General features: G+C 65.7%; 24 protein-coding genes and 1 other RNA gene. 11 read left to right on the top strand and 14 right to left on the bottom strand.

Annotation, left to right across the window (positions count from 1 at the left end; translation table 11 throughout):
- Positions 1 to 76 precede the first annotated feature (76 nt).
- Genes ASF90_RS18735 through ASF90_RS18720 form a run of 4 tightly spaced genes read right to left on the bottom strand, consistent with a single transcriptional unit; the run spans position 77 to position 3,018 of the window.
- A complete protein-coding gene (locus tag ASF90_RS18735) occupies positions 77 to 412 on the bottom strand; it encodes a DUF3325 domain-containing protein (protein ID WP_055853631.1) in 336 nt (111 codons plus the stop codon).
- Positions 409 to 2,028 carry a PepSY-associated TM helix domain-containing protein gene (locus ASF90_RS18730; protein ID WP_055853629.1) on the bottom strand — a complete coding sequence of 540 codons (1,620 nt, stop codon included), beginning with the start codon at positions 2,026 to 2,028 and terminating at the stop codon, positions 409 to 411. Before ASF90_RS18730 ends, ASF90_RS18735 begins: the two co-directional genes overlap by 4 nt.
- Positions 2,025 to 2,336 (bottom strand): DUF3649 domain-containing protein, encoded by a 312-nt coding sequence (locus tag ASF90_RS18725; RefSeq protein ID WP_055853627.1) that lies wholly within the window; start codon positions 2,334 to 2,336, stop codon positions 2,025 to 2,027. Before ASF90_RS18725 ends, ASF90_RS18730 begins: the two co-directional genes overlap by 4 nt.
- Before the next feature lie 37 nt (positions 2,337 to 2,373).
- Entirely contained in the window at positions 2,374 to 3,018 is a 645-nt protein-coding gene (locus ASF90_RS18720) for a DUF4198 domain-containing protein (protein WP_055853625.1), read from the bottom strand.
- A gap of 281 nt (positions 3,019 to 3,299) precedes the next feature.
- Here ASF90_RS18720 and ASF90_RS18715 point away from each other — a divergent pair, with 281 nt between their 5' ends.
- Both ASF90_RS18715 and ASF90_RS18710 read left to right on the top strand, forming a co-directional pair.
- Positions 3,300 to 3,818 carry a c-type cytochrome gene (locus ASF90_RS18715; protein ID WP_055853623.1) on the top strand — a complete coding sequence of 173 codons (519 nt, stop codon included), beginning with the start codon at positions 3,300 to 3,302 and terminating at the stop codon, positions 3,816 to 3,818.
- A 283-nt stretch (positions 3,819 to 4,101) separates the two neighbouring features.
- A complete protein-coding gene (locus tag ASF90_RS18710) occupies positions 4,102 to 5,820 on the top strand; it encodes an ExeM/NucH family extracellular endonuclease (protein ID WP_055853621.1) in 1,719 nt (572 codons plus the stop codon).
- 295 nt (positions 5,821 to 6,115) lie between these two features.
- Here ASF90_RS18710 and ASF90_RS18705 read toward each other — a convergent pair whose 3' ends face one another.
- A complete protein-coding gene (locus tag ASF90_RS18705) occupies positions 6,116 to 6,502 on the bottom strand; it encodes a MerC family mercury resistance protein (RefSeq protein WP_055853619.1) in 387 nt (128 codons plus the stop codon).
- Between the two features lie 61 nt (positions 6,503 to 6,563).
- Here ASF90_RS18705 and ASF90_RS18700 point away from each other — a divergent pair, with 61 nt between their 5' ends.
- Entirely contained in the window at positions 6,564 to 7,889 is a 1,326-nt protein-coding gene (locus ASF90_RS18700; RefSeq protein ID WP_055853617.1) for a GTP-binding protein, read from the top strand.
- A gap of 74 nt (positions 7,890 to 7,963) precedes the next feature.
- On the opposite strand, the gene ASF90_RS18695 is transcribed toward ASF90_RS18700, so the two are convergent.
- Complete coding sequence (locus ASF90_RS18695; protein WP_055853615.1) at positions 7,964 to 8,845, bottom strand: hypothetical protein; 882 nt, start codon at positions 8,843 to 8,845, stop codon at positions 7,964 to 7,966.
- A gap of 66 nt (positions 8,846 to 8,911) precedes the next feature.
- On the opposite strand from ASF90_RS18695, the gene ASF90_RS18690 reads away from it, so the two are divergent.
- From ASF90_RS18690 to ASF90_RS18665, 5 genes are all read left to right on the top strand, one after another.
- Entirely contained in the window at positions 8,912 to 9,574 is a 663-nt protein-coding gene (locus ASF90_RS18690; RefSeq protein WP_055853972.1) for an alpha/beta hydrolase, read from the top strand.
- 78 nt (positions 9,575 to 9,652) lie between these two features.
- Positions 9,653 to 10,747: a cell division protein ZapE gene (gene zapE / locus ASF90_RS18685; protein ID WP_055853613.1), complete on the top strand. Its 1,095-nt coding sequence runs from the start codon at positions 9,653 to 9,655 to the stop codon at positions 10,745 to 10,747.
- Positions 10,748 to 11,213: 466 nt separating this feature from the next.
- On the top strand, positions 11,214 to 11,675 hold the full coding sequence (locus ASF90_RS18675) for a MarR family transcriptional regulator (protein ID WP_055853609.1): 462 nt from the start codon (positions 11,214 to 11,216) through the stop codon (positions 11,673 to 11,675).
- Positions 11,676 to 11,774: 99 nt separating this feature from the next.
- Positions 11,775 to 12,203, top strand: a complete 429-nt coding sequence (locus tag ASF90_RS18670; RefSeq protein WP_055853607.1) for an organic hydroperoxide resistance protein — start codon at positions 11,775 to 11,777, stop codon at positions 12,201 to 12,203.
- Positions 12,204 to 12,222: 19 nt separating this feature from the next.
- Entirely contained in the window at positions 12,223 to 13,254 is a 1,032-nt protein-coding gene (locus ASF90_RS18665; protein WP_055853604.1) for an alpha/beta hydrolase, read from the top strand.
- Positions 13,255 to 13,671: 417 nt separating this feature from the next.
- Here ASF90_RS18665 and ASF90_RS18660 read toward each other — a convergent pair whose 3' ends face one another.
- Positions 13,672 to 14,472 carry a DUF2884 family protein gene (locus tag ASF90_RS18660; protein ID WP_055853602.1) on the bottom strand — a complete coding sequence of 267 codons (801 nt, stop codon included), beginning with the start codon at positions 14,470 to 14,472 and terminating at the stop codon, positions 13,672 to 13,674.
- A gap of 219 nt (positions 14,473 to 14,691) precedes the next feature.
- Between ASF90_RS18660 and ASF90_RS18655 the strand changes: the two genes are divergently transcribed.
- Positions 14,692 to 15,108, top strand: coding sequence for a hypothetical protein (locus ASF90_RS18655; RefSeq protein WP_055853599.1), 417 nt, complete (start codon positions 14,692 to 14,694; stop codon positions 15,106 to 15,108).
- 382 nt (positions 15,109 to 15,490) lie between these two features.
- Here the strand turns inward: ASF90_RS18655 and ASF90_RS18650 are convergent, their stop codons facing one another.
- From ASF90_RS18650 to ASF90_RS18635, 5 genes are all read right to left on the bottom strand, one after another.
- Positions 15,491 to 15,793 carry a hypothetical protein gene (locus tag ASF90_RS18650; protein ID WP_055853597.1) on the bottom strand — a complete coding sequence of 101 codons (303 nt, stop codon included), beginning with the start codon at positions 15,791 to 15,793 and terminating at the stop codon, positions 15,491 to 15,493.
- Between the two features lie 121 nt (positions 15,794 to 15,914).
- A non-coding RNA gene (locus ASF90_RS22925) (sX9 sRNA) lies at positions 15,915 to 15,989 on the bottom strand.
- Positions 15,990 to 16,078: 89 nt separating this feature from the next.
- The gene (gene dkgB / locus ASF90_RS18645) at positions 16,079 to 16,882 is read right to left on the bottom strand and encodes a 2,5-didehydrogluconate reductase DkgB (protein ID WP_055853595.1); all 804 of its coding nucleotides are present in this window, start codon (positions 16,880 to 16,882) and stop codon (positions 16,079 to 16,081) included.
- 69 nt (positions 16,883 to 16,951) lie between these two features.
- The gene (locus tag ASF90_RS18640; RefSeq protein WP_055853593.1) at positions 16,952 to 17,980 is read right to left on the bottom strand and encodes an NADP-dependent oxidoreductase; all 1,029 of its coding nucleotides are present in this window, start codon (positions 17,978 to 17,980) and stop codon (positions 16,952 to 16,954) included.
- 105 nt (positions 17,981 to 18,085) lie between these two features.
- Entirely contained in the window at positions 18,086 to 19,054 is a 969-nt protein-coding gene (locus ASF90_RS18635) for an aldo/keto reductase (protein ID WP_055853591.1), read from the bottom strand.
- 233 nt (positions 19,055 to 19,287) lie between these two features.
- Between ASF90_RS18635 and ASF90_RS18630 the strand changes: the two genes are divergently transcribed.
- Positions 19,288 to 20,142 (top strand): class I SAM-dependent methyltransferase, encoded by an 855-nt coding sequence (locus ASF90_RS18630; protein ID WP_055853969.1) that lies wholly within the window; start codon positions 19,288 to 19,290, stop codon positions 20,140 to 20,142.
- A 327-nt stretch (positions 20,143 to 20,469) separates the two neighbouring features.
- Positions 20,470 to 21,045 (top strand): pseudouridine synthase, encoded by a 576-nt coding sequence (locus ASF90_RS18625; protein ID WP_055853588.1) that lies wholly within the window; start codon positions 20,470 to 20,472, stop codon positions 21,043 to 21,045.
- A gap of 389 nt (positions 21,046 to 21,434) precedes the next feature.
- Here ASF90_RS18625 and ASF90_RS18620 read toward each other — a convergent pair whose 3' ends face one another.
- Together ASF90_RS18620 and hrpB are read right to left on the bottom strand one after the other, a co-directional pair.
- Positions 21,435 to 21,866 (bottom strand): hypothetical protein, encoded by a 432-nt coding sequence (locus tag ASF90_RS18620; protein ID WP_055853585.1) that lies wholly within the window; start codon positions 21,864 to 21,866, stop codon positions 21,435 to 21,437.
- A 212-nt stretch (positions 21,867 to 22,078) separates the two neighbouring features.
- A complete protein-coding gene (hrpB, locus tag ASF90_RS18615) occupies positions 22,079 to 24,580 on the bottom strand; it encodes an ATP-dependent helicase HrpB (RefSeq protein WP_055853583.1) in 2,502 nt (833 codons plus the stop codon).
- Positions 24,581 to 24,689 lie beyond the last annotated feature (109 nt).

Here is a 24,689-nt window from a genome sequence, read left to right as displayed (position 1 = left end):
AAGCACCGGAAATCGCAGCACACCAGAAACCGCTGCAACCCAGGGCACTGCCGCCGCGAAAACAGCGCGACCGGATTCAACCGGCCAGCAGCTGCGCCATGCCGGCCAGCACCGGGGCGGCCATTGCGGCCGGCAGGATCAGTGCACGCCGGTACGGCAACAGCCATAGCGATAACAGTGCCGCTGCAGCGGTCACTGTCCCCAGCCATAGCACCGGGCCGATACCCCAGCCTTGTGCATGGACGGCGATGCCGAAGGTGAGCGACAGCAGCAGCCAACCGACGATGCGCAGCTGCTGCGTGCGGGCAGTGCCGAGACTGCGGCCACGGACCTCGTGCTGATGTTTTTCCATTGCCAGACACAGCGCGGCGAATCCGGAAAAATTCAGCGCCAGCAACAGCAGCACGCTCATGCGCCTTCCTGCACGGGGACGTTGTTTTGCACCGCTGTCGCAGTCGTGGTGGCGCGTGCACGGCGCGCGGCTGCCGATTGCGGCGCCTTCCAGTGCTGCAGGCGCCAGCCGGCAATGCCCAGGCACACGCCCAGGCCCAGGCACACCAGATCGACACCGGCCAACGCCCATTGCCCGGCCGGCAGCGTGACGCCCAGATGCACATCGGTGGTCGCTGCGTTGACGAGCGGCACCAGCGCGAACAAGGCAGCGCCTATGTACAGCTGCCAGCTCCACATCGCGCGGCGCGGCCACACGAACGCAGCCAGCAACGCAACACCCCAGGCGGCAAAGAACAGGTTCGCTTCCATCGCCGCGCGCGATTCCAGCGTCACCGGCAACAGCCGGTTGGCCCAGAAGAAACTGGCGAAGGCGATCGGCAAGCCGGCCACCGTGCCGATATTGAGTGCATCCACCAGACGCAATCCAAACCCGATGCGGCCGGCTTTCAGATGCTTGGGCCGTTCTTTCACCGCCCACATCACCACGCCGCTGGCCACCATCAAACAGCCCAGCAATCCGGAACTGAAAAACAGCACGCGTAACCAGGGGCCGGCGAAGTGCGCGATATGCAGGCCGACCATCACGCCGCGTGTTTCGCTCGCACCGCCGGGCGCGCTACTGCGTTGCAGGCGCTCGCCGCTGACCGCGTCGTACAGCATGGACGGCGCGGTGGTGGACAGCTTGGCTGCCAACTGGCTCACGCCAACGGCGGCATGCGCATCGTTGGGCAGCGACACCGCCACGTTGCCGATGTCGGCCCCATGCAGATCGCGGCGCGCACGCTCCACAAACTGCTCCAACGGCAGCATCGGCGCCCGCGTACCGGCCGCTTGCCGCGTATCGGCCACGCGGTTGGCCGACTCGTCGTAGAAGCGCATCTCGTCGTCGGCGTAGCGTGCCTTGATGCCCCACGGCAGGTACATGAACATCAAGGTCACGATGCCGGTATAGGTGATCATCGCGTGGTACGGCAACGCGGTCACCGCACTGACGTTATGGAAATCCAGCCACGACCGCAGGCCTTTGCCCGGGCGGAAGGTAAAGAAGTCCTTGAAGATCTTCTTGTGCGTGATCACGCCGCTGATGATCGCCACCAGCATGAACATCGCGCAGAACCCCACGATATAGCGCGCCCACAGTACCGGCAGATAATGCAGGTCGAAATGCAGCCGGTAGAAGAATTCGCCGCCCAGCGTGTCGCGCGCGGCGATCTCCTTGCCGGTGGCCGGATCGATGATGGCATTGCCATACAGTTGCCGGCGGCTTGCCGGTTTGCCGTCGGCGGGGGCAGGATTTTGCCAATACATGCTCACCACCGGGTTGCGCGTCTCCGGCAAGGTGATGTTCCAGCTCAGCGCGTCGGCTGCATGCGTTTGCAGATAGCGTTCGGCGCTACGCAGTGCGATCTCCGTGCTCACCGTGGTGGTGGGCAGCTCCGGGCGCATCCAGCGGCTGATTTCGTCGCGGTAATAACTGGCCGTGCCGCCCATGAAGATCAGCAGCAATACCCAGCCGACCAGCAGCCCGGTCCAGGTGTGCAGCCAGGCCATCGACTGGCGGAATCCCTGCTTCATGCCATACCCCGTTGCAGCCAGGTGGCCAGCGCCAACATCAGTGCCGCCGGCACCGCAATGCCGGCCCAGGCACGCCACACGCTGGCGGTGGCGAATGCCCACAGCGGCGCGCATGCGCACACCACGATGCCGACCAGCATGCTGGTCAAGACCGCTTCGCTACGCGGCAACGGCAAGACCAGCGCAAGCAAGAGATTGGTCGCGCTGGCCAGCGCGTAGCCGCCGAAGATCGCCGCCAGCGTGCGCGCAAGCACGCCCAGCCACGGGCGCCGGAACCACGGAAGCGACAGGGGCGATGCACTGGACATCAGGCGGGCGACAGGCGTGGCTGACCTAACGCGATGCTTATTCGGCGACGAAGGTCAGGGTGCTGATGTGATGCACCATCGACACCTGCTTGCCGGCGATTTCACGCTTCACCGGCTCCTTGTTGTTCACCACCAGAATGTGGCGACCGGCGCGCAGTTTGGGCAGGGTGACCTGGCCCTTGTCGTCGGAGGTCAGCGTCTTTTGCCACTTCTGCGGGTCGATCACGGTGACCTCAGCCTTGGGCAGCGGCTTGTTGCGATAGAGCACGGTGAGCGTGCTGCCGTTGGCGGTGGTGGGCACCAGCTCCAGATCGAGCTTGGCCGCTGGCGTGCTGCGCCCGGCACGGGCGTAATAGCTCACCGTCTCGAACCCGCCGGCTTCGCCCTTCCACGGTTCGAACACGCTGTCATCGCTCAGCCACGCATCGCCGGCACCGGAGAGCGGCGCGGTCAGGACGTCGTCGCCACGCGTCAGGGCACCGGCCTTGCCGGCGGGACCGAACACGCTCGGCTTCACCACGCGCTTGATCTCGTCCTGGCCGTGGTCGAGGGTTTCCTGCGCTGGCTCGCCGAAGAAGATGCGTACCGGGCCGCTGCCATCGCGTTCGATCCAGATTTCGTGGGCCTGGGCGGACAGACTGATGCTGGCCAAGGCCAGGCAGGACAGCAGGAAAGACTTCATCGCGGCGACTCCTCGTTGACGGGACCGGGCGAGGCAGCAGGCGCGTCACCGTGGGTTGATGGGAATGATACGCAATTCCCTTCGCAGAGACCAACATGCCATGCGGCACTGCGGCAATTTGTCGGCGGGCGCGAGCGTGCCCGCGCACAGGGGCTACAGCCGGTCAGGGCGCAGCGCACATCGCGGCAAAAACTGTCATGCACGCTGGTCAGACGGGCATGAACTGTGCTCTATACTCCGGCGTTAGCAGAGGTCTTCGACCAACAGCCAGGGGTGAGCGCGTGCGGAATTACGACCTCGAGTTCCTGAAAAAATTCTCGATGGTGATCGGATTACTTGTAGTCATCACCCTGGGCCTGATCGCCCTGGCAGCCTATTTGCAGCGTGCCATCCCCGATGAGGTGTCGCCGACTGCCGTCAAGCGCGTGCAGCAGCGCATCGCACCGGCGGGCGCGGTCTATGCCGGCACCACCGGTGCAGCCGCACAGGCTGCGGCCCAGGCAGCAGCGCTGGCCAAGGCGTCCTCGCAGTCCGCCTACGGTGGCACCACCGACGGCAAGACCATCTTCGACAACCTGTGTACCGCCTGCCATACCACCGGCGTGGGCAAGGCGCCGACGCTGGATCACTCGCATTGGGACGCGCGTATCGCCCAGGGCAAGGACACTTTGTACAAGCACGCGATCGAGGGCTACACCGGCCCGGACGGCGGCATCATGCCGCCCAAGGGTGGCAACCCGGGGCTGACCGAAGAACAGGTGCGCGCAACGGTCGACTGGATGCTGGGCAATCTGAAATAACCTTTTGCGGCGTCGTTGACGTCAACAGGCCCGCGTCCACTGTGGCGGTGCGTGTGTGGCGGGTGCGTCTGATGAGCTCGCTCGCCGGGTCGGTGCGCGTTTCATTGCACGGGTCTGTCAACGTGGCGACGTGCACACCGGGTGCCGCCGGTCCGCCACGGACCTGTCGACGCAGGATCTGGCGGTACTTCCCAGCGGTTTGTTAGCCTGCTCCTGCGCCCCCGTCCTCACGCGCCGCCTTCCGGGCGGCGTTTGCGTTTGACCTATCTTCTGGAGTGTTTCGATGTCGCGTTGCCCGCTGCTTGTGCTCGGTGTGATCGGTTTGCTGGCGCCGCTGCTGTGCAGCGCGGCCGACAGCGCGCCGCAGCGTCTGTCGATTGCCGATGTGCAGGGCGAGGACACCCGCAGCCCCTACGACGGCCGTGTGGTCGACGTGGAAGGCATCGTCACTGCCGATACGCGTGCCGGGCTGGCCGGCCTGTTCGTGCAGCAGCCCGGCTTCGAGCCGCGGCGCTCGCATGGCCTGTTTGTCACCGGTGCAGGCAATGCCGAGGTGGCGGTGGGCGATCGCGTCCGCATCATCGGCACGGTGCGCGAGGTGTCGGCAGGCGGCGAGGGGAGTCTGACCTCGGTGGATGCCAGCAGCATCGAACGGCTCGCCAGCGGCCAGCCGGTGCCGGTGCGCATGCTCAGCGGGCCGCCGGCCAACTGGGAAGCGCTGGAAGGCGAGCATGTGCGCATCGCCGCGCTGACGCTCAACGGCAGCGACCGTCTGGACACCTACGGCGAGCTGGTCGCTGCATTCGGTGGGCGGCTGTGGCAGCCGAGCGAAGTGGCCGCCGCCGGCACCCCGGCCTTTGCCCAGGTCGAAACCGAGAACGCGCGCCGCCGCGTGCTGCTGGACGATGCGCGCAATGGACGCAGCCCCAAGACGGTGTCGTATCTGCAACCCGAGGCGGTGCTGCGCAGCGGCAGCCTGCTCAAGTCGGTCGACGGCATCGTCGACCAGCGCTATGACGGCCAGTACCGCATCCAGGTGCTGACTCCGCTCACGCTGCCGGCCATGCCGACGGCGGTGGCGCCGCAGGTCGGCGGCGATCTGCGCATTGCCTCGTTCAATCTGGAGAACTTCTTCAACGGCAATGGCCGCGGCGGTGGTTTTCCGACCAAGCGCGGCGCGCGCACGCACGAGCAATTCCAGGCCCAACTGACCAAGCTGGTTGCCACCATCCTGCCGTTGCAGGCCGACGTGGCCGCGCTGATGGAACTGGAAAACGACGGCAACGGCGCCGATGCGGCCGTCGCGCAGCTGGTGGCCGCGCTCAACGCCGCCGGCAAGGACAAGGACTGGCAGTTCGTCGATACCGCCAGCGGCCCGGGCGAGGACGCGATCCGGGTCGGCATGCTCTATCGCAGCTCGCAGGTCACTCCGGTGGGCAAGCCGGCCACGCTGACCGGCGGGCCGTTCGACAACCATAGCCGCGTGCCGTTGGCGCAGGCTTTCCGCAGCAGCCGCGGCGCCACCTTCGTGGTGGTCGCCAACCACTTCAAGTCCAAGGGCTGCGGCACCGCCAGCGGCGCCGATGCCGACCAGCAGGACGGCCAAGCGTGCTGGAATGCCACGCGCACCGAATCGGCCAAGCGTCTGCACCAATGGTTGCAGACCGACCCCACCGGCGCGCAGACCAAGCTGGCCGTGCTGCTGGGCGACTTCAACGCCTACGCGATGGAAACGCCGATGCGCAGCCTGCGCGCTAGTGGCTGGCAGGATGCCTTTGCGGTGGCTGGGGTGAAGCAGCCCTACAGCTACGTCTACGACGGCATGAGCGGGCGCCTGGACCATGCGCTGCTCAGCCCGGCGATGGCCAAGCAACTGCGCGGCGCAGTGGAATGGCACGTCAATGCCGATGCGATGGACGACGCCGGCTACGCCAAGCGCAACCTGCCCGGCCCGTGGCGCAGCTCCGATCACGACCCGGTGTTGTTGGGCTTTTCGTTGTAGGTGACGCCGAGGCGCGGTCGTCGCGGCGGTGCTGGTGCGCGGATGCAGCGACCAGCTATATACGTTGCCGTGTTGCCGTCTTGCTATATCACGAAGGCATGTTGTCGCCGATGCCTGCTGTCAGGCGCGCGTGCAGCAGTGCCGTCGGCAACGCCATCGTGCCGATAGCCAGTGCAGAATCGCAGCGGCGAGTCTTCGCCAAAACGGCCATCAGCGCTTGTGATTGCACCGCCTGCTCGCGCCTTGAACGCCAGCGTCCACAACGCCGTCTAGGCCGGGCCGAGCCGCAGCAGGTTTAGCTCTCACATTGCCCAGCGCTGCGGCGCAGCCGCAGATTGAGCAGGTGCGCGCTGGCCAGGAGCAAGCTGCCTGTGACCGTGATGGGTGTTTCCAGAGTGCCGCCTGCAATGCCGCTGGCGCCGAATGCCAGGCCGGCCAGTCCAAAACCCGCCAACGCCCACACCGGCGCCGGTAGCGCGTGGCGTCGATGCGTGCTCCACAGCGCGAAACCGCTCAGCGGCACCGCCGCAGCGGCAAATACGACGTGCACCCATTCGGCCCGGCTCCAGGCACCCAGCAGTGGCAGCGCAACGGCCAGCAGAGGCAGTGCCAGGCAATGCAGCAGGCACAGGCCGGACAAGGCGATGGCCGAGGTATCCAGTAACGAAGCGGTTGCACGCATGGACGCGGTCTCGTTGAGTAAGTGTTATATAGTAACACTTCACTCCCCCGAGGTTGTCCGGATGTCCCTGTCCCCCACCCGCGATCCCCGTCTTCCCGTCACCGTGTTGTCCGGTTTTCTGGGTGCCGGCAAGACCACCTTGCTCAACCGCATCCTGCACAACCGAGAGGGCCTGCGTGTGGCGGTGATCGTCAACGACATGAGCGAGATCAACATCGATGCGCAGCTGGTGCGCAACGGCTGCGCGGCATTGCGGCGGACCGAAGAGACGCTGGTGGAATTCAGCAACGGCTGCATCTGCTGCACGCTGCGCGACGACCTGCTGCAGGAGGTGCGCAGGCTGGCCGAGCAGCGTCGCTACGACTATCTGCTGATCGAATCGACCGGCATCGCCGAACCGATGCCGGTCGCGGCGACCTTCGCAGTGCGCGACGCAGATGGCTTCAGCCTGTCGGATATCGCGCGCCTGGACACGATGGTGACGGTGGTGGACGGCAGCCGTTTTCTCGAGGATTTCGGTTCGGCCACGACGCTGGCCGAGCTGGGTCAGCAAGCCGGGCCGGACGATACGCGCGGATTGGTGCAATTGCTGGGCGAACAAGTCGAGTTCGCCGATGTGCTGGTGATCAGCAAGTGCGACCGTATCGATGCAGCGCAGCTGCAACGTCTGCGCGCGGTGCTGCGTGCGCTCAATCGCGAGGCGGCGATGGTGGATGCGACCCACGGGGATGTGCCATTGCATCAACTGCTCGATACCAAGCGGTTCGATTTCACCCGTGCGCAGCTGGCGCCAGGTTGGATGCAGGAACTGCGTGGTGAGCACACGCCGGAGACCGAGGAATACGGCATCAGCAGTTTCGTGTATCGCGCACGTCGGCCGTTTCACCCGCAGCGGTTTGCGCGCATGGTGCACAATGGGTTGCCGCAGGTGATCCGCAGCAAGGGATTTTTCTGGTTGGCCAGCCGCATGGATTGGGTGGGCGAGTTGTCCAGCGTGGGCGGCGCCACCCAGACCAATGCTGCCGGCTTCTGGTTTGCCGCACGCCATCGTGTGGATGCGCAATCGATCGGCGAGCGGCTGCAGACCAGCATCACGCCGCTGCCGTACACCGACATCGGTTGGCAGCGGCAGCAGACTCAATGCTGGACCGCGCCGCTACCGCAGCTGCATGAAGTAGGCGATGCCACCGAGTACGCCGCCATGCAGCGGCTCTGGCACCCGCTATGGGGGGATCGTCGCCAGGAGCTTGCGGTGATCGGTGTGGAAATGGATACGACGCACACGCGCGCCGCACTGGATGCCTGTCTGCTCAGCGATCACGAACTGCGCCAGGGTCCGGCGCAGTGGCAACTGCTGGAGGATCCGTTCCCGCAGTGGGAGCGTTGAAGTCTTTGCACGCTGTCATGCGGGCGCCGGTGGCGTACGGGTGACAGCCGCGACGTGACGATGCAGTTGGCCCCTCAGCGCGAGCCCCAGGCAATCAGCGCAATCGCCAGCACCGCCAATCCCAGACCCACGCGCGTCCAGCGCGTGGTGCGCTCGCCGAACACTGCGATACCGGCCAACGCACCGAGCGCCACCACCCCGATGTTCATCGTCGCAAAGACCGTGGCGGGGCTGTGCGGCAGCTGTTGGTGGGCGCGCACGTAAAACAGGATGTTGCCGAAATTGAGCACGCCCAGCAGCAACCCGGTGGCCATGCTGCGCGGATGCAGCCGATGGCCGCGCTGCATGCGCACCAGCTGCACGCACAGCAGTAACCCGAACGCGATTGCAAAGCACAGCGTCAGCGCAGTGAGTGAGGTCGTGCCCGAAAGCGCAATCGTCTTGAGCAGGATATCGATCAGCGCAAAGCCCACCCATACGCCCAGCAGCCAGGGCCACGCACGTGCCTGCGCGCCGGTGGTAGATGCGGGCTCGACCGTCGCCGGTGCATGCGCGCGCTGCACGATGCCGACCATCGCCAGCAATCCGACGCCCAGCCCTGCCAGCTTCCAGGGCCCGGCGGCTTCGCCGAAGACGGTAAACGCCGCCGCCAGCGACAACAGCAGCGACAGCCGTTGCGCCACGTCGGTGCGCACGATGCCGGCCACGCGCACCGAGCGCGCCAGCACCAGGAAAATACCTGGCAATGCAACCGCCAGGCCCAGCAGTGCCAGCCACGGCGTGGTCGCCGCGCTCAGGCTGGAAAATGCGGGGTTGAGCAGTGCCACGGCCAGCACGCAGGCGGTGGCGTAATTCCAGGTAATGGCCTGAAACACGTCGATCTCGCGACGCGGTGCCAGCTTCAACAACACCGACACCAACACGCTGCAGACAACGGCAAACAGCAGAAAATGCATGGGCAACGCAACGAAGTGTGCAGGCAGAGCGATGAACGCGGCCGGCGGGGCGGCTATTATGCAGGCATGTCCAATCCCCCATTTCCCACCGAATCCGCCACGTTGACGCTGGATGGGCCGGTCGGTCCGCTGGATGTCGCGATCGATCTGCCCGAGCCGGACGTTGCCGCGCAACCGCTCACGGCCATTCTCTGCCACCCGCTCTCTACCGAGGGCGGCAGCATGCACAACAAGGTCGTCACCATGGCCGCGCGCGCGCTGCGCGAGCTCGGTATCACCGTGGTGCGTTTCAATTTTCGCAGCGTGGGGACCTCGGCCGGCAGCTTCGATCATGGCGACGGCGAGCAGGACGACCTGCGCGCGGTCGCCGATTGGGTGCGCGCGCAGCGGCCGGGCGACACGCTCTGGCTGGGCGGTTTCAGCTTCGGTGCGTATGTGTCGTTGCGGGCTGCCGGTGCGCTCGCGCCGCAGGTGCTGATCTCGATCGCACCGCCGGCCGGGCGCTGGGATTTCAGCGACATGCAGCCGCCGGAGCAGTGGCTGGTGATCCAGGGCGATGCCGACGAAATCGTCGACCCGCAGGCGGTGTACGCCTGGCTGGACACGCTGGAGCAGCAGCCCGAGTTGGTGCGCATGCCCGACACCAGCCACTTCTTCCACCGCAAATTGATCGACCTGCGCGGTGCGATCCAGCATGGTGTCCGGCGCTGGTTGCCGGCCGCTGTCTGACCGCGGCATGGACCACGCGTATCGCCTGGCGATGCGCCGTTGAGCGGGCAGGGCAGCAGCCGGCCCGCGGAGAACATAATGAGTGAGATGACCCCGTCGCAGCGCTACGCCGCCGGCGTACAACGCGGCGACTGGCGCGCCGATCCTGCGCAGCAGGCGGCGCTGGCGGAACTGGACCGTATCCACGAGGCCTTGGTGGACAGCGCGCAGGACGGCTGGCTGGATCGGCTGTCGGCGTTCTGGAAAAAGCCCGAGCCGGTGCGCGGCCTGTATTTCTGGGGTGGCGTGGGGCGTGGCAAGACCTTCCTGGTCGATCTGTTCTACGACGGCTTGCCGATCAAACAGAAGTACCGCACGCACTTCCACCGCTTCATGCGCGGCGTGCACGAGCAGTTGCGCGAACACGCCGGGCAAAGCGATCCGTTGGCCAAGATCGCCCAGCAATGGCGCGAAAATCTGCGCGTGCTGGTGCTGGACGAATTCTTCGTCACCGACATCGGCGATGCGATGTTGCTGGCGCGCCTGCTGGAGCGCCTGTTCGCCGAGGGCGTAACCCTGGTGACCACCTCCAACACCGCGCCGGCCAACCTCTACGCCAACGGCTTGCAGCGCGACAGCTTCATGCCGGCGATCGGGCTGCTGCAGAAATTCTGCGTCGAGCTCTATGCCGAAGGCACCGAGGATTACCGCATGCGTGCGTTGACGCGCTCGCCGGTGTATCGCGCGCCGCTGGATGCGCAGGCCGATGACTGGCTGCTGCAGCGCTGGAGCGAATTGAGCGGCAATGCCGAGGCACGCGGCGGCAATATCGAAATCGAAGCGCGCAAGATCGCGGTGCGCGCGCGCGGCAAGAGCATTGCCTGGTTCGATTTTGCTGCGCTGTGCGAAGGCCCGCGCGGTCCGGCCGATTACATCGAGATCGCATGCGAATTCACCACCGTGTTGCTCGGTGGCATTCCGCATTTCGATCGCATGAACGAGGATGCCGCGCGGCGCTTCGTCAACCTGATCGACGAACTCTACGACCGTCACGTCAATCTGGTCTGCACCGCGCAGGATGCGCCGCCAGCGTTGTACAGCGGCCAGCGCCTGGCCGGCGCCTTCGAACGTACCGCCTCGCGTTTGATCGAAATGCAGAGCGCGGAGTATCTGGCGACTGCGCATCGGGCGTGAGCGCGCACGCGCGTCCTGCGCCGGGGCGCTACAAGATCGGCGCCGTCGAAGAAGAGTGCGGGTAGAGCCAGTTTGGCGGCTGCGCGTAGTTGAACAAGATGCCGTGGTTGCCTAGCGCCCCGTCGACCCGCCAGCCGATGCTGCCGCGCGTCATCCTGACCGACCTGTTCCTGTCCAGCTCCTGGCTGGCCGATGGCATGGCAGCCACGGTGTTTACAGCGATCGAACGGCGAGGCGACGGCGACCGCCGGGCTGCGTTGTGCAAGGTCGCCTCCCTCCGCAAAACCAACGCGACAACATCGTGTCGAGCGATGCCAAGACCTAGCCTGCCGATACCGATACCGATACCGATACCGATAGCTCCGGTAGAGGCCGCTGGACTCCCGACGACATGGCTGCAGCAGTCCATCACAAACATACAAAAAATCGCTTGCAATTAAATAGTGCGCTATGTAAATTGCAACCCATGGACACCGTCACTGCCACCAACGACCGCACCAACGCCTTGCTGCAACTGGATAACCAGCTGTGCTTTGCGCTGTATTCGGCCAACCTGGCGATGCACAAGCTCTACCGCGGGCTGCTGAAGGATCTGGACCTGACCTATCCGCAGTACCTGGTGATGCTGGTGCTGTGGGAGACCGATAGCCGCAGCGTGTCGGAGATCGGCGAGCGGCTGTATCTGGATTCGGCCACGCTGACGCCGCTGCTCAAGCGGCTGCAGAGCGCGGGCCTGGTCACCCGTACGCGCGCCGTCAGCGACGAGCGCCAGGTCATCATTGCGCTGACCGATGCCGGGCGCGCGCTGCGCAGCAAGGCCGGTCGCGTGCCGGAGCAGGTGTTTTGCGCCTCGGCCTGCTCGTTGGACGAACTGCGTCAACTCAAGCAGGAACTGGAAAAGCTACGCTCCAGCCTGGGTGCGGGATAAGTCGGTCATCGCATCAAATCGCTCTATCCACTAAGTAGCACGCTATTTAATCGTTAACAATTTATTCAACGCGCACTGCGCTCACTCAGGAGAACCACCATGGCCTCACCCGAAAAGATCCTCTACACCGCCCACGCCACTGCCACCGGCGGCCGCGAAGGCCGTGCCGTGTCTTCGGACAATGCACTGGACGCCAAGCTGTCCACCCCGCGCGAACTCGGCGGCGCTGGCGGCGACGGCACCAACCCGGAGCAGCTGTTCGCTGCCGGTTACGCGGCCTGCTTCATCGGTGCGATGAAGGCCGTGGCCGCGCAGGACAAGCTCAAGCTGCCAGGCGAAGTCAGCATCGACAGTAGCGTGGGCATCGGCCAGATTCCGGGCGGCTTCGGCATCGCGGTCGAACTGCGCGTCGCCGTACCGGGCATGGACAAGGCCGAACTGCAGGCGTTGGTCGACAAGGCCCACCAGGTCTGCCCGTACTCCAATGCCACCCGCGGCAACATCGACGTCACCCTGACGTTGGCCTGATCCCACCCCGGACATCCCCATGAAACCCTACGCATCGTTGCTGTTGGTTGGCACGTTGGCGTCGGCAATCGGCGGCGCGCTTGCCGCGCCGACCGATTCCAGCGCACCGGCCGCCTCACCCAAGGTCCAGGCCTTCCTGGACGCGCTCAACTCCTCCGGCGGCAAGCCGATGGAGCAGCTCACCCCGCAGCAGGCCCGCAAGATACTGGTGGACGCCCAGGCCGGCGCCACGCTGCCGGCCGCCGAGGTCACCCGCAAGACCATCACCGTCGACGGCAAGCCGCTCGGCCTGGTGGTGGTCAAGCCGCCGGGCAGCGCCGGCAAGACCTTGCCGGTGTTTATGTTCTTCCACGGCGGCGGCTGGGTATTGGGAGATTTCCCCACCCATGAGCGGCTGATCCGCGATCTGGCGCGCGCCTCGGGCGCGGCTGCGGTGTACGTGGACTACAGCCCGTCGCCGGAAGCGCGTTATCCGGTTGCCATCCACCAGGCCTATGCGGCCACCAAGTGGGTCGCCGAGCACGGCGCCGAGCTTGGCGTGGACGGCACGCGCCTGGCGGTGGTCGGCAACAGCGTGGGTGGCAACATGGCGACCTCGGTGGCCTTGCAGGCCAAGGCGGCCGGCACGCCGGCACTCCGCTATCAAGTGCTGCTGTGGCCGGTGACAGATGCCGCGTTCGACAACGGCTCCTACCAGCAGTATCAGCAGGGCTATTTCCTCAGCCGCAACATGATGCGTTGGTTCTGGGACAGCTACACCACCGACCCGAAGCAGCGCCGCGAGATCTATACCTCGCCGTTGCAGGCCAGCGTGGAGCAGCTCAAGGGCTTGCCGCCGACCTTGATCCAGACCGCCGAGCTGGATGTGTTGCGCGACGAAGGCGAAGCCTACGGCCGCAAGCTGGACCAGGCCGGTGTGGACGTCACCGTGACCCGCTACAACGGCTTGATTCACGATTACGGCCTGCTCAACGCGCTCAGCGAGGTCCCGGCAGTGCGCACCGCCATCCGTCAGGCGGGCGATGAGTTGCAGCAGCATCTGGCCAAGTAACCGCGGCCGTTGACCGGTCGGTGTTCGTCAGCCCCTGTTGACGGCGCGTTCGGCAGCAGAAAGTACGAGTGGTGCATACCCTTCAAGCGAACTGCCGCGGTCACTTCACGGTGAGCCGGATGGAGGTGTGTGCCCGCTGCTCGGTGCCATCGTGTAAGTGTGGATTGCCATAGCAGATACGCCCGGTGCGGCCGCATCGGGCGTATGTGTGTGCGTCGTTTTGTGCATCGTGCTGGAGCTGGAACAGCGGCAGGCGGTGTCGGATACGTGACGCAACTGGCTGCTGCGCCAGGCAGCAATGGGTCAAACGCGGTCGATCGCCACGCGCCTTTCCGCTAGCGCGTGGCTCTTCCGAAGAAGACGCGGCGCATCAGACAATGGTGTTGGACTAGCAAAGCCAGCACGCGGGTGACGCGTTCAATGTGCCGCGGTGGCAACCACGCTGGCAGACACCGGCGCGTCATCCTTGGGCGAGGGGGTGTTGAGTTCCAGCATCTGCAACGGTTCGCCCTGGAAGCGGTATTCCAGCGCCTGCTGGATGGCATACAGCGCCTGCGCATGCACGCACACTGCCTGGGCCTGTGTTTCCAGCACCTGATTGCGCTGCTGCATGGTTTGCTCCAGCCGTGCATCCAGCTCCGCGCCACGGCGTTCCAGCTGCCCGGCACGGCCGGTCATCACCGTCCACATCACGCTGCGGGTGAGGCTGCCGGCCAGATCCTCGGCCGCGTCCTCGACGCTGGCCTCGAAGCGCTCGTCGAACAGTTGCTGCTCCCAGCGCCCACGCCCCAGGCTGCCATCCACCTGCGCCAGCGCGCCGGTGCGCAATTGCTCGACCTTGCGTTGCTGACGTGCGCTTCCGGACAGCACATGCACCACACCGCCAAGCGCATCGAAGGTGATGTCGACCACCGAGTGGGCGATGGAGGTCACCGCCGGCATCAGCGCGCGGGTGCGTTGTTCGAGTTCGCGCAGTCGTTGCGCATCGGCTGCGCTGACCGGTTGCGCCTGGCGGTCCACGTTGAGCTCGCCACCGTGGAAGAAAATCTCGCGTGGCGCGCCCTGCTTGCGACGCAGCCAGATGCCGCCGCTATCGGCCAGTACGTCGTAGGAGGTGCTGACCTCGCATTGCCGCGAGGACAGCTGCGGCTTGGCGGTCTCGGCCTGCGCAGTGCAGGTTGCCAACACAAGCAGCGGCACAAGGACGGCAAGGCGCATGGGAGTGACCGCGGGCGGGGGACTGCAGCATCACGCAGCGGCGCTTGGGCTGCATGGGCAGAAAGTCAGGGTGCCGGCCGTGCCGCTCCGACCGGCGGTCGTCGTAAAGCGTGAACCGGGTCGAGCATCGGCGCGCTGACGGTATCCAAACGACTGGCTCACTTGATTCTCACGGCGTATGGTGTGAATTATGTTGCATAGCAGCATCGGAGCTCAGCAATGCTCGACACACGTATCGAAAAGGTTGACCTGGCGCTGACCGAAATCGCCCAGGACCCATCGGAAAAGGTGGCGCTGTGGCAGTGGGCGTGCCGCGAGATGCTGCACGAAACCCTGATCGGCATGCATCAGTTGTCGCACCTGGCCGGCATTGCCCGCCACGTCGCCAACGACTGGCGCGCGCCGGTGGATGTGATCGCACCGCCGAAGCCTTATCTGGCCGCGTCCGCCTTGGCAGACCGCCGCTTGCCGCAGGTGCTGGATGGGCTGGGCAGCACACAGGACGACGACGACCGCGCCAACCTGTGGCGGCTGCGTTACGCGAGCCTGATCGCCTCGACGCTGCAAGGCATGCAGGCGCTGGCCGAAAAGCACCGTATCGATCGGCAGGCGATGGCGATGGGTCAGTTGAACTGATTGCTGCCCAAGATGCCGCGCGCTGCTGCGCGGCCAGCTGTCACCGGGGTGATGACGTCGCGGAGTAGAGCGGTCGCAATGCCGCGCGTTTAGGGCGTCGTGTGGTGCAGGTGTTGATGTTGCCAGCTGCCTTATCGCGCCAGCGTGTGTTCGATGTTTGTAGCATCAGCGCGCTTAAAAACGGCGGCTGATTCGCGCTTACTGCCCAACCTGATTTGACGCGGTTCGCGAAAGATATCCCTTTCCAAATCAAACAACGTAGCGGTGTGCAGTCATCGCGAGCATAGGGCGCTCAGCACAACACGCAGCACGCGCTTCTTGATCGAACTGCGCTGCCGTCCATCCTGCAAAATTCTTGCGTTGTGCCGAAACGCAGGCGCCTTCAGTGCCGCACGCTTGCATCCTGCAGATGCTGCCAGGCATGGCGTACGATCCAGCGCGCCTGGTCCCACGGCACCGACAGCAGCGGTTGGTCCTGGTAGTACGCATCCTGCAGTACCCGGTACAGCTGCGCTTCGGTGGCGCGCGGATACGCCAGGTAGATGTCGTAGCCCAGCATCAGCAGGCGGGCGTAATCGGCAAACGCGTAACCGCCCAGATGCCCTTCGGCATGGACATCGCGCCAGTAGGCGATCTCTGCGTCGACATTGACGGTATTGCGGGTCAGAACGGCTGCGCTGTGCATGGGTAGGACTCCGTGACCGGGCTACCCCCCTGTGCGGGCACCGTAGCAGCGCCGGTGACGGCTCACCAGTCCGCGACGACGAGCGGTCGCCACCGCTGTCGATACATGCAGCGCCAAGCGCGGCTAATACCGTAGCGAGCAGTCATCAGATGGGTGTGGGCAGCGCACTCAGAACCGGAGTGTCTGAGTGGTCCATGCCACACCGCGTACCGACTGCGCCCGCCTGGTGGTGAGCGCAGTCGTTTTGTCAGCCGCTCTCAGCCCGCTGCAGGCGCCGGTGCACCATCAGTCCCAGTCGGGCGCGATGGCGTGCGGGTTGGCCAGCCGCTGCCCGCGGTCGAGTGCGGCGATTTCGCCCATGTCCTGCTCGCTCAGGCGCAGGTCCTGCGCCTTGAGATTGCTTTCCAGATTCGCCCGCTTGGTCGACGACGGAATCACCGAATATCCCTGCTGCAGTGCCCAGGCCAGCGTGACTTGCGCCGGGGTGGCGTCGTGGCGCGCGGCAATGGCCAGGATTGCCGGATCCTTCAGCACCTCGCCCACCGCCAGCGTCATATAGGACGTCACGTGGATCCCCTGTTCGCGCAGGAATGCAATCAACGCGCGATTTTGCAGGTACGGGTGCACCTCGATCTGGTTGGTGGCAATCGCCTCGGCGCCCAGGATCTCGATCGCCTGCTTGACCAGGGCAATGGTGAAGTTGGACACGCCAATCGCACGCGTCAGGCCCTGCTGCTTGGCATCCGCCAAGGCTTCCAGATATTCGCGCATCGGTACTTGATCCTTCGGCGACGGCCAATGGATCAGGGTGAGGTCGACATACTCGGTGCCGAGTTTGCGCAGGCTCTCCTGCAGACTCGGCAGCAGCGCATCGCGGCCGAACTTGTCGACCCAGATTTTAGTGGTCACATACAGTTGGTCGCGCGGCACGCCCGAGGCAGTGATCGCCTGGCCAACCTGCGCTTCGTTGTCGTAGATCTGTGCGGTATCGACGGCGCGATAGCCCAACGCCAACGCGTTGCGAACCGAGTCGATAACGACCTGATCTTTGAGTCGGAAGGTGCCGAGGCCGAATGCGGGGACAGTCATTATGTTCCTTTTGGGAATGGGGAATGGGGAATGGGGAATCGTAAGAGCCGGTAGAGCGCTGCGAATTGATCAGTCGAGTGCGACGACCGCTTTGCCGAAGTTTTCGCCGCGCAACAGGCTGATCAGCCCCTGCGGTGCGGCATCCAGGCCATGCAGCACATGCTCGCGATACTGGATGCGCTCTTCGCGCAGCCACTGGCCCATTTCGCGCAGAAATGCGGGCATCAGGCGGATGAAATCGTGCTGGATGAAACCGCGCACGGTCAGTCGCTTGCGCAGCACATGGCCCATGAAGTCCGGCAGGCGATCGGGTCCAGGAAGTGCCTGCCCGCGGCTGTTGTACGTCGCGATCACGCCGCACACCGGAATGCGTGCAAAGTCGTTGAGTTGCGGCAGCACCGCGTCGAATACCTTGCCGCCGACATTTTCGAAATAGATATCGATGCCGTCGGGCGTGGCGGCGCGCAACTGCGCAGCAAACTCGTCGGCGCGATGATCCAGCGCCACATCCACCTGCAACGACTCACGCAGGTAGCGCACTTTTTCTGCGCCACCGGCAATGCCCACCACGCGCAAGCCTTGCAGGCGCGCCAACTGCGCTACGGTGGCGCCAACCGGCCCACTGGCCGCGGCCACCACCAGCGTTTCGCCGGGCTGCGGCTTGCCGATCTCGTGCAGGCCGGCGTAGGCGGTAAAGCCGGGCATGCCGTAGACGCCTAGCGCGGTGCTCAGCGGCAGGCTGTCGTCCTTGGGAAGTTTGCGCAGCGGTGTTGTCGGGGTGAGCAGGCTATAGGTCTGCCAACCGCCGGAGAGCACCAGCAGATCGCCGGGCTGATAGTCGGCATGATGCGACTCGACGACTTCGCCGATGGTGCCGCCTTCCATGACCGCATCAATGGCCACGGGCGCCGCATACGACGGGCCATCGTCCATGCGGCCACGCATGTAGGGGTCGAGCGACAGGAAGCGGTTGCGCACCAGAATCTGGTCGTGTCCGGTGGGCGGCAGGGCGACTTCTTCGATGCGGAAGTTGTCTGCGTTGGGTTCGCCGTGCGGGCGCGACGCCAGCACGATGCGGCGGTTGGTGATCGATGTCATGCGGAAGATCCTCGCAGGGGAGCCGCGCGTGCGCGGCCGAGGGAACACAGCGACAGAAGTCGCCGTGCGAGTGAATGAACAGGCCGATGCTGCGCTGTTGCGGCGTTACGCTGCAGCCGGTTCCGGCGCGCTTGCGCCATCCAGTTGCGCAATCTGCTCGGCGCTCAGCGACAGCTGCGCAGCAGCCAGCACATCGTGCAGCTGGGTCACGCTGGTGGCGCTGACGATCGGCGCGGTGAGGCCGGGGCGTGCGATCAACCAGGCCAGCGCAATCTGGGCCGGCGTGGCGTTGTGGGTCGCGGCCAGGTCGTCCAGCGCCTGCAGAATGCGCAGGCCACGCGGGTTGACGTATTGCTTGACCACCGAGGCGCCACGCGCGCTGCTCTTGCCGGCATCCTCATTGCTGCGGTACTTGCCGGTCAGAAAGCCGCTGGCCAGCGAGTAGTAACTGATCACGCCGAGCTCGCGCTCGCGCACCAGCGGTTCCAACTCGGCCTCAAAGCCGGCGCGGTCGTAGAGGTTGTATTCGGGCTGCAGGCTCTCGTAGCGCGGCAGCGTGTATTGCTCGGAGATATCCAGCGCATCGCGCAGGCGCGACGCGCTGTAATTGGACGCGCCGATCGCGCGCACCTTGCCTTGTTCGATCAAACGACCGAACGCGGCCAGCGTGGCTTCCAGCGGAATCGACTCATCGTCTTCGTGCGCCTGGTATAGGTCGATCACATCGGTCTGCAGACGCGTCAGCGAATCTTCCACCGCCGCTGCGATGTTCTCCGGCGACAGGCCGGGATGCTCGCTCCACTTGGCGACCTTGGTCGCAATCAGCACCTTGTCGCGCTTGCCGCTGCGTGCAAGCCAACGCCCGATGATGGTTTCCGATTCGCCGCCGCGATTGCCCGGCACCCAGCCCGAATACGCATCGGCGGTGTCGATCAGATTGAAGCCGGCATCGACGAATGCATCCAGCAAGGCGAACGAGGTCGCCTCATCGGCGCTCCAGCCGAACACATTGCCGCCAAAGACGATCGGTTGAACCTGCAGGCCGGAGCGGCCCAGTGCGCGGGGGTGAGTCATCGTGGAAGCTCCTGATGCGAACTGCCGACAGGATAGTCATGCACACCGATCATGCGTGTGACATCGATGTGGATTCAGCGTTCCGCCGATCGTGTGCATCGGCTCACAGGATATGAACATCTCGCGGATGCACGGCGATGCGAACCACCGCTGAGCATTGCGATTCGGGCACATGGCAGGCCCCGGGCCGCGTGCTAGGCTCGCGCTACTTTTACCCGGAAGAGGGCGCTGCGATGATCCGCAACAAGCTGGCCTGTGCGTGTGTGATGAGTGTCATGGTGGCGATGAGTGCGCCCCTGGCAATGGCCATGAAGCCGGCCGACAGCGCGAGCCTGCCGGCGCCCGATGCCGCGTTGCAGGCGGCCATCAATGGCAACTGGCGCGACCGTGTGTACGTGCAGCGCGATCAGTACCGCCACCCGGGCCAGACGCTGGCGTTCTTCGGTATCAAGCCGACCCAGACTGTCATCGAGATCACGCCCGGCGGCGGCTGGTATTCGGAAATCCTGTCGCCTTACTTGCGCGAGAAGGGCAAGTACGTGGCAGCGGTGGTCGACCCGGCGTCGGCATCCGAAGGCCGTAACCGCGATTACGCCCAGCGTGCGCGCGACGAGCTGGAAAAGAAGTTCAAGGCCAAGCCCGAGGTGTATGGCAAGCCGTCGTTCGTGTCGTATGTGCCCAAGTCGCCGTCGTTCGGCGTGGACAACTCGGCCGACCTGGTGCTGACCTTCCGTAACGTGCACAACTGGCGCATGGCCGGCAGTGCCGAGGCGATGTTCGCCGGCTTCTACAAGGTGCTCAAGCCCGGCGGCGTGCTGGGTGTGGTCGAGCACCGCGCCAAGACCGACGTGCCGGCCGACGACAAGAGCGGCTATGTCGGTCAGGCGCAGGTGATCGCGATGGCCGAAGCGGCGGGCTTCAAGCTGGCAGGCAAAAGCGAGCTCAACGCCAATCCGCGCGATACCAAGGATTACCCGGGTGGCGTGTGGACGTTGCCGCCGAGCAACAGCCACGACAAGGCCGACGATGCCAAGTACAAGGCCATCGGCGAGAGCGACCGCATGACCTTGAAGTTCGTCAAACAGTAAGCACGTGTCTGCATGCCGGCGCAGATGCGGCCGGCATGCAGTGGTTGCTGCGCATAACGGCGGTCATGTGGCGTGCGGTTGGGTGTGTATGACAGCCGGCGTAAGAACGCAGTGCATCTGCGTTGCGAGTGCGTCGAGACGGGATCTGCGATGCGTGGCGGACAGCGGCGTCTGACCATGGGGTGACCTGCGCACCCGAAGTTTCCGTTGTTCTCACGGGATGCCGCATGCCAGCGACCGCGATGCTGGCGGCGCACATCTTGCTTACGTCATACAGCCACGCGCGGCGATCGCCGCGCGCAGCGCTGTCCTGCAACAGGTCTGTCCATGTTGGTGCTGTTGAACAAACCCTATGGCGTGCTGTCGCAATTCAGCGACCGCTCGCAGCCGCCCAAGCGCACGCTGGCTGAGTTCGGCCTGCCGCCGGACGTGTACGCGGCGGGCCGCCTGGATCACGACAGCGAAGGGCTGTTGTTGCTTACCGACGATGGTGCATTGGCGCATCGGCTCACCGACCCACGGCACAAACAGCCCAAAACGTACTGGGTGCAGGTAGAAGGCGAGCCGCAGGAAGCACAGCTGCAGGCCTTGCGCGATGGCGTGCTGCTCAACGACGGCCCGACCCGGCCGGCAGCGGTGCGCAAGCTCGACCCCGCGCCGGAGCTGTGGCCGCGCAATCCGCCGGTGCGTGTGCGCAAGACCGTGCCCGATGCCTGGCTGGAACTGCAGATCACCGAAGGCCGCAACCGTCAGGTGCGTCGGATGACCGCATCGGTCGGTCTGCCCACCTTGCGTTTGGTGCGGGTGGCGATCGGCGACTGGAGACTGGATGCGCTCGCGCCTGGCCAGTGGCGTGTGGATGACACGCCTGGCCTGCGACAGGGGCGTGGGTCGCGTAGATAGCGCTGGGGTGTTGCGATCACCTCGATGGCGCGATGGCTGCAATCGCCAGTGATGCGATCGAAATGCGGCGATTGCATGCCTCTTTCAACGAGCGGATGACGACACGTAGCGAGCAGCTCTTACGTGGGTGTGGATGCCGCACTCGGATCCCGCGTGTACGTGTACGGGTATTCCGTGCTGCACCGAGCACCGAGCACCGGCCGCCTGGCGGTGCGCCTCGTCGTTTGCTTAGCTGCTCTAAAGCGATGTAGCGATCCGGCAACGTAGTGGGTTGCTGTGCGGCTGAGTGCCACACAGCGCTATGCAATGCCTGCCCACAAACGACAACGCCACGGCGAGAGGCCGTGGCGTTGTGCAGTGCAATCCGCCTGTTCGGCGGACTCGGTGTCTTATTCGACGCCGTCGCTCGGGGTCACTGCGGCGCGGCGCTGATAGGCGGCGCGACGTGCATTGGCATTGCTGGCGTGTTCGCGGTCCAGACGGTGCACATTGCCACCCAGCACCTGCTGATCGCGCTGGCGCTTGCGATACACCGCATAGCCGATCAGGCCGAGGCCGGCGACGGCCGCTGCCACGGTGATGGCCGGGTTGCGCTTGACCAGCTTGCTGGCCGCCTTGCCGCCGCTGCGCACTGCGCCCAGGGCCACGCCGGTCTTCAGCCATTCGCTGGCACCCGGACCGAAATGACGCAGGCTGCTGCCGGCGCTACGTGCCTGGTCGCCCGCAGTGGATGCGGCATGACGCAGTTGGTCGCCGGCGGTGCCGGCCAGTTCCAGGGCACGCTCCAGGGCGCGTTCGGTGATCACAGTCAGCTTGCTCATTGAAGGCGTTTCCTTTCCGAGTACGTGACCTGCAGTCTGTGGCCAATGGCGTATAGGCGGCGTTAGCGGCAGTAAGCGCCGTTTGGCTAACGGTTAAAAAGCGTTGTTGCCTGCGTTCAAGAGAGATGTCGTTTTGCATTGCACGATCAACGCGCGGCCGTCCCCGCACGCCAACCGCTCTCCGGGCGGGAGAGGGGCTAAAGCATGGCGGATCAGGTGCCGCGGGGCTTTGCGCGATGGGTTGCGGCAGCTGTCCAGGGGTCGTCTGGCCATGGATGCCTGGGATACCGGCCCTTCATTTCTTTTTTGACGTCCGGATAGGTGTTGGCCCAGAAGCTTTTCAGATCCTGCGTGACCTGCAGTGGGCGGCCGCCGGGCGAGAGCAGGTGCAGGGTCAGCGGGATGCGGCCATCGGCAATGCGCGGGGTTTCGGCCAGGCCGAACAGCTCCTGCAGTTTGACCGCCAGCACCGGCGGCAGCGGTTGCTGGGTGTGGTCGAGTGCGTAGCTGATCTGGCGTTCCATGCCCGACGGCACGTTGATGCGGGTGGGAGCGTGGCGGTCGATGGCCTGGCGGCGTTCCCACGGCAGTGCGGCTTTGAGCGCCTCGCCCAGGCTGGACTCATCCAGCGCGTCGAGCCGGGTCTTGCCGGCGAAGGCCGGGCGCAGCCAACGGTCCAACGAGGCAAGCAATGCGGTATCGGAGAGATCGGGCAGCTCCAGCTCGGGCATCCACACCCGCAGCGACAACACGCGCGCGCGCCATTGCTGCAGGGTCTCGGTCCAGGGCAGGGCGTCCAGGCCGAGCTGGCGCACCGCCTCGGTCAGTGCGCCGGCCGCCTGGGCGGGATCGACACGGCCGGCGGGGCGGCTGTCGAGCACGATGCGGTCGAAGCTGGATTGCCGGCGCGCGACCAAGGCGCGTTTGTCGGCGTCCCACTGCACCACGTCCTGCTGCACGAAGCGCTCGGGCAGGCTGCGGCGCAGATAAGCCTCGTCGACCGGAGCGGCGCGCAGCAGCAGGGCGTCCTTGGCTTCGTAACGCAGCTCGCTGGCGACCAGCCACGGTTCGCCGCGCAGGTCGCTGCGGTCAAACAAACGCGCGCTGCGGCCGTTGGCGAGCAGATAGCGCAACGGGTCGGTCGGGTGGCGTGCGGCGATGCGGTCGGGGAAGGCATGCGCGAGCAGGTCGCCCAGCGCGTGCGCCTCCACGCTGGTGGGTGGGGCGGTGTCGCAGCGCAGTCGGCGGCGCCATTGTTTGGCGGCACTGTCGATCGCGGCCAGGCTGCCGCGGTTGGCATCGGGCGCGTTGCGGCCCTGGCGAAATGCCGCCAACGCGCGCCAGCGTGCGGCCAATCCATCGCCGCCCTGCCGCAGCGGGTCGCGCGCTTCCAGCAACGCGGCCAGGTCGCAGGCCAGTGCCAGGCGCGATGCAGCGCCGGCCTGCGCCAGCATCGCGGCCAGACGCGGGTGCGTGCCCAGCGCCAGCATGCGGCGGCCCAGCGCGGTGATGCCGCCGCTGTCGCTGAGCGCGCCCAGCCGTTGCAGCAATTCGCGCGCGGCGGCCAGCGCGCCAGCGGGCGGGGCATCGACAAAGCGCAGCGCATCGCTGCCCCAGGCGGCCAGTTCCAGTGCCAGGCCGGCCAGTTCCACCTGGGCGATTTCGGCACGCCGTTGCGGCTCCAGGCGCTGCGATTGCGGCCACAGCCGGTACGCCCAGCCGCTGGCCACGCGTCCGGCACGGCCGGCGCGCTGGTCGGCCGACGCCTGCGAAATGGTGGCTACATCCAGCCGCGAAAAGCCGCTGTTGGGGTCGTAGTGCGGCTCGCGCGCCTGGCCGCTGTCGATCACCGCGCGCACGCCGGGCAAGGTCACCGAGGACTCTGCCACGTTGGTGGCCAGCACCACGCGGCGGCGGCCCTGCGCATCCGGCTGCAGCACCTGGCTTTGCGCGTCCACCGACAACTCGCCGTGCAGCGGCAATACCTGGATGGCCGGGTCCAGCGCGTCCTGCAAGGCGCCTTGCACGCGCGCGATCTCGCGTTGGCCTGGCAGAAACACCAGCACATCGCCGGGATGGGTGAGCAGGGCATGCTCCACTGCGCGCCGCGTCTGTGGTTCCAGCGCTTCGTCGCGGCGCGCGGGGAAATGTGCGATCTCCACCGGAAAACTGCGCCCGGCACTGCTCAGACGCGGCGCATCCAGAAAGCCGGCCAGCCGCTCGCCATCCAACGTGGCCGACATCGCCACGATGCGCAGGTCCTCGCGCACCTGTGCCTGCACGTCCAGCGCCAATGCCAGGCCGAGGTCGCCGGCCAGATGGCGTTCGTGGAATTCGTCGAACAGCAGCGCGCCCACGCGTTCCAGCATCGGGTCATCCTGGATCATCCGGGTCAGGATGCCTTCGGTGACCACCTCGATCCGGGTGCGCGCAGAGGTCTTGTTTTCGAAGCGGATGCGGTAGCCCACCGTTTCGCCGACCGGCTCGCCCAACTGGCGCGCCATGAACAGCGCAGCGCTACGCGCGGCCACCCGGCGCGGTTCCAGCATCACGATGCTGCGGCCGGCCAGCCACGGCGCATCCAGTAACGCCAGCGGCACCTGGGTGGTCTTGCCGGCACCGGGCGGGGCTTCGAGCACCAGACGCGGGTGGGCGGCCAGGCTGTCGCGGATCTGCGGCAGCAGTGGGGCGATGGGGAATGCAGGTTCGGTCATGCGCGGCAAGGATACGGGCCTGCTCGCGCCGGTGCGATGGTCGGGGATCGAGGTGAAGCCTGTCAGGGAATGGCGTAGGGCCTGTCGGCAACGCAATTGCTTGGGCTTG

This window comes from Xanthomonas sp. Leaf148 (genome assembly GCF_001423585.1).
GTDB lineage: Bacteria > Pseudomonadota > Gammaproteobacteria > Xanthomonadales > Xanthomonadaceae > Xanthomonas.
The sequence above is the reverse complement of the archived record's forward strand: the minus strand, read 5'-3'. Positions and strand labels throughout refer to the sequence as shown.